At 38.5% G+C, this 5,219-nt stretch carries 5 protein-coding genes; 4 read left to right on the plus strand and 1 reads right to left on the minus strand.

Features of this window, described 5'->3' with window-relative positions; translation table 11 throughout:
• Window positions 1-424: 424 nt before the first annotated feature.
• The 4 genes from anmK (at window position 425) to pdxY (ending at window position 4,648) form a co-directional block, all read left to right on the plus strand.
• On the plus strand, window positions 425-1,534 hold the full coding sequence (gene anmK, locus G468_RS0115970; RefSeq protein WP_071846905.1) for an anhydro-N-acetylmuramic acid kinase: 1,110 nt from the start codon (window positions 425-427) through the stop codon (window positions 1,532-1,534).
• A 35-nt stretch (window positions 1,535-1,569) separates the two neighbouring features.
• Window positions 1,570-2,223 (plus strand): pyridoxamine 5'-phosphate oxidase, encoded by a 654-nt coding sequence (pdxH, locus tag G468_RS0115975; protein WP_026823906.1) that lies wholly within the window; start codon window positions 1,570-1,572, stop codon window positions 2,221-2,223.
• Window positions 2,224-2,339: 116 nt separating this feature from the next.
• Window positions 2,340-3,614, plus strand: a complete 1,275-nt coding sequence (tyrS, locus tag G468_RS0115980) for a tyrosine--tRNA ligase (protein WP_026823907.1) — start codon at window positions 2,340-2,342, stop codon at window positions 3,612-3,614.
• Between the two features lie 170 nt (window positions 3,615-3,784).
• Window positions 3,785-4,648, plus strand: coding sequence for a pyridoxal kinase PdxY (pdxY, locus tag G468_RS0115985; protein ID WP_026823908.1), 864 nt, complete (start codon window positions 3,785-3,787; stop codon window positions 4,646-4,648).
• Window positions 4,649-4,716: 68 nt separating this feature from the next.
• On the opposite strand, the gene gstA is transcribed toward pdxY, so the two are convergent.
• The coding region (gstA, locus tag G468_RS0115990) for a glutathione transferase GstA (RefSeq protein WP_026823909.1) at window positions 4,717-5,219 on the minus strand (503 nt) is incomplete at its 5' end.

Below are 5,219 nucleotides of genomic sequence, written 5' to 3' on the forward strand. Positions count from 1 at the left end.
GCAACAAAAAACGCTTAAAAATCTTGTAGATAAGCAAGCCGATAGTTTGGAAGGCGCTAGTAAAAACATAAGTGAGACAGGGATGTTACAGGCACGTATTGCTAGCTCGATTGTTTAGTAATTTAGTTTTCTTAGTAACAAATATTTTTAAAATGTCCGTCAGGACATGGAAGGCGGCAGATTGAAATCACAAAGATAACTGAATGGAAAACCGCCGAAGCCAGGAGGGACTTATCGGGTAGCAATGAACCCTCGCGTTAGCGCTCCTGCTAAGCCATCTTTTTACGATAAATAAAGCGACTGAGTAGTTTGAGGGTCGAAGACAAGCGAATCGTTTAGCGATATTTTGTTTGTTTTTTAATTTCACACCAAATCAATAAAACAATAAAATGATTATTCCTAGATTAATATTCCATAATATACCATCAAGGTTCGCATAATAGGTGTTATGTCAGGTACAAGCCTCGATGGGGTTGATGTTGTTTTGGCAGAAATTGATGACCAAAATGTGGTTCAGTTAGGTGCGATTGCCTTTCCCTTTCCTATGGAATTAAAAAAACAAATCTTGTCTATATGTCAAGGTCAAGCGGTCACTTTAGCAACAATAGGTGAAATTGATTATCAGCTCGGCACGTTATATGCTGATGCGATCAATTATCTATTGAAACAGCAATCATTACTGGCCACAGAGATTACCGCAATAGGGTGTCATGGGCAAACCGTTTGGCATCAACCTACTGGCCAAAAGCCTTTTACTATGCAATTAGGCGATAATAATAGAATTGTTGCGTTAACTAACATCACCGTAGTAGGTGATTTTCGTCGTAGGGATATGGCGTATGGTGGGCAAGGAGCTCCTTTAGTACCGGCTTTTCATCATAAGGTAGTTAGCCATCCAGATGAAAATCGCATTATTTTAAATATTGGCGGCATCGCAAATCTTACTACTTTATTTGGGAATTCAATAATTAAAGGCTATGATACCGGACCAGGAAATATGCTGTTGGATATCTGGGCCAATCAACATTTAAATAAACCTTATGATAATAATGGCGATTGGGCGCGATCGGGTCAGGTTAATGAGTTGCTTTTGGCTGATATGTTAGCGGATCCTTATTTTAAGCGGCCAGCACCAAAAAGTACGGGTAGAGAATATTTTAATGCTGCTTGGTTACAAAAATATCTAACACCTTACATAAGTTTATCGGCACAGGATGTCCAGGCGACATTAACGCAATTAACCATCCGTTCAATTGTTGATCAAGTTTTACTTTATGATCAGGTCGATTGCTTATTGGTTTGTGGTGGAGGCGCTAAAAATAGCTATCTTATGGCAAGCTTAAGCGAATTATTAAGCCATATTGTGGTGGCAACGACAGATAAATATGGTTTGAGTGGTGATAATATGGAAGCTTTAGCCTTTGCGTGGTTAGCAGCTCGTACCTTATCGAGTATGCCAGGCAATTTACCCTCTGTAACTGGTGCTAGCCAGGAAACCATATTAGGCGCAATTTACCCGGCCAATAATGTATAACATGCTATCCATCATAATAAGACAGAGGCAAAAAAATGGCAGAAAAAAATCAGTTGGATATTGCTAATTTAAGACGGGAATATACTCAAGGGGGTTTAAGGCGTAAGGATTTAACCGACGATCCATTGGTTTTATTCGAGCGTTGGTTAGAACAGGCGTATGAAGCAAAATTAGCCGATCCGACAGCCATGTGTGTTGCGACGGTAGATAGCGATGGACAACCCTATCAACGAATTGTATTACTCAAGCATTATGATAAAGATGGACTCATATTTTATACCAACTTATCGAGTCGCAAGGCACAACATATTGCCCATAACAATAAGGTCAGTTTGCTATTTCCCTGGTATCAGTTAGAGCGACAGGTTTGTTTCCTGGGTGAAGCAGAAAAACTCTCCCCACTTAAGGTAATAAAATATTTTCAAAGTCGACCAAAAGATAGTCAAATAGCGGCCTGGGTTTCACGGCAATCGGCAAAAATCTCGGCTAGAAGCCTATTAGAAAATAAATTTTTTGAATTAAAACAAAAATTTAAAAATGGTGAAATTCCTTTACCTAGTTTTTGGGGCGGATATCGCGTCAGATTTAACAGTGTTGAATTTTGGCAAGGTGGTACTAAACGGCTACATGATCGATTTTTGTATCAATGGCAACAAGATCATTGGCAAATTGATCGCTTGGCGCCTTAATCGGAAAAAATGATTTTTAACTGGCACTTATTTGACTAGCGTTTTATTCTATTGCGCTTATTTATATTATATTTATCCACAAAATTGACGAAATAAAAAAATTGATGGAGTTATTGATGGTTAGCAAGAACCTAATTGAACAATTGCAAGAGCGGGGTTTAATTGCCCAGTTGACGGATGAAAAGGCATTAATAGAGAAACTATCCCAGGGATCTGTGACACTCTATTGTGGTTTTGATCCAACCGCTGATAGCTTGCACTTAGGGCATTTAGTTCCTTTGCTATGTTTAAAGCGTTTTCAGCAGATGGGACACCAACCGGTAGCTTTAGTGGGTGGGGCAACAGGTTTAATTGGCGATCCCAGTTTTAAAGCCACTGAACGTAAATTAAATACTAGCGAAACGGTGCAGCAATGGGTTGAAAAAATTCGTCAACAGGTTTCGCCATTTCTTGATTTTGATTGTGGTAACAATAGCGCTAAGGTCGTTAATAATTATGACTGGTTTGGTCAAATGGATGTCTTAACCTTTTTGCGCGATATTGGCAAACATTTTTCAGTTAATCAAATGATTAATAAAGAAGCTGTTAAACAACGTCTTGAGCGCGATGATGCAGGTATCTCTTTTACTGAGTTCTCCTATAATCTGCTGCAATCTTATGATTTTGCTAACCTTTGCTATCAACATAATGTTGAATTACAGATAGGTGGCTCTGATCAATGGGGCAATATTACTTCAGGTATTGATCTGACTCGTCGTCTATTTCAAAAACAAGTTTTTGGTCTAACGGTACCGCTAATTACTAAATCTGATGGCACTAAATTTGGCAAAACGGAAGCGGGCGCAGTTTGGTTAGATCCGCAAAAAACCAGTCCATATAAGTTTTATCAATTCTGGGTGAATACCGCCGATGCGGATGTTTATCGTTTTCTTAAATTTTTTACTTTTATGCCAATTGAAGAAATTGACGCATTGCAAGAAGAAGATCAAAACAGTGGTAAAGCGCCGCGAGCGCAGTATGTATTAGCGGAAAAAGTCACCCAGTTAGTACATGGCGATGAGGGCTTACAGGCTGCTAAGCGGATCACAGAAAGCCTATTTTCCGATACCATTGCTGCTTTAACCGCAGCAGATTTTGCCCAGTTAGCGCAAGATGGCATGCCGATGATCAAATTAAATTCAGGGGCAGATTTACAGCAGGCATTAGTCGAGGCTAAATTGGTTCCTTCACGCGGCCAGGCAAGAACGATGATAAGCTCAAAGGCGGTGGCGATTAATGGCGAGAAATGTGTTGATCCTGAATATATTTTTACTGCTGAAGATCGCCTATTTGGTCGCTATTCTTTAATTAGGCGTGGAAAAAAACATTACTGTTTAGTTAATTGGCAATAATGCGTGTACCGCAGCGTAAATTTAATCATATTAAGATTTATCCAACGTAGCGATCAACTTATTGGAATTTATTAGATTAATTACTAACATGTTAATTACATATTTAGCTAGTAATGATTTTATTTTATAACAGCAACGATTATTAAAAAATAAAAATAAATGAGTGGTATATGAAAAGCGTTCTTTCAATTCAGTCGCATGTTGTTTTCGGCCATGCGGGTAATAGCGCCACGGTTTTTCCCATGCAACGGCTGGGAATTGATGTCTGGCCGCTGAATACTGTTCAATTTTCTAATCATACACAATATCCACAATGGATAGGTAGTGTCATGTCCTCTGAACATTTAACGGATATTGTTAACGGTATTGCTAAAATCCATAAACTAAAACATTGTGATGCGGTTCTGACGGGCTATATTGGTTCTGCTGAACAAGGAAAAGCAATTGTTGATATTTTTAGACAGACCAAAATAACAAATCCTGCTGCTTGGTATTTCTGTGATCCGGTGATGGGGCATGCTGAAAAGGGCTGTATTGTGACCCCGGGAGTAGCTGAATTTTTATGTAATGAAGCTTTACCTATCTGCGACATAATGGCGCCTAACCTGTTAGAGCTGGAAACATTGGTTGGAAAATCGATTACTAATGTGGAGCAAGCGCTATCAGCGGCGAGAGAATTGTGTCAAAAAGGCCCTAAAACCATTTTAGTAAAACATCTTAGTCGTGCTGGTTATCATACCAACTGTTTTGAAATGTTATTAGTGACCGAAGCGCATTGCTGGCATATTAGTCGGCCCCTAATTGATTTTGGTAAACAGCAACCGGTTGGGGTTGGCGATTTAACCAGTGGCTTATTGCTAGTCAATTTATTAAACGGTAAATCGTTATCTAGCGCATTAGAGCACGTCGCCGCTGCGGTTTATGAAGTGATGTTAAAAACCAAAGCAATGAAACAATATGAATTACAACTGATTGCAGCACAAGATAAGATGGTAAATCCTACTCATTACTTTAAAGCAGTACAGCTTGATTAACCCTGTTATCGAATGATATTGCTCTTCGAATTAATGTAAACTTGAAGAGCAAAAAATAAAAAACCAATTTAGATTAAACCTTCTGCCGTTAATGCTTCTTGTACACTTTTACGTGGGCTAATTTTTTCTTCAATATACTGTTTTAGATGTTGATATTGACTAAGATCCACATTAACGGCTGTAGCCCAACGATAAATAGTAAAAAGATAAGCATCAGCAATTGTAAAGTGTTCACCGCAGATAAATTTCCGCTTAACCAACAAATTTTCCATATAGCTGAATTTTGTGATCAAGGATTTTATCACTATCTCGCGGTAATTATCTGGCGTTAAAGGAGAAAATAGCGGACTAAAACCTTTATGTAATTCCGTTGCAATATAGTTAACTAATTCTAGCTGATGATAACGTTGCAAGCTGCCCATGGGTGCGATTAATTTATCATTTAATCCTGCGGCTTGATCGGCAATATATTGTAAAATAATCGCATTTTCCGTCAAAATATCATGGTTATCTAACTGTAATACCGGTACCTGGCCTTTAGGATTAATAGTATAAAAATCCGCTTCTTTCT

The organism is Arsenophonus nasoniae DSM 15247, from assembly GCF_000429565.1.
GTDB lineage: Bacteria > Pseudomonadota > Gammaproteobacteria > Enterobacterales > Enterobacteriaceae > Arsenophonus > Arsenophonus nasoniae.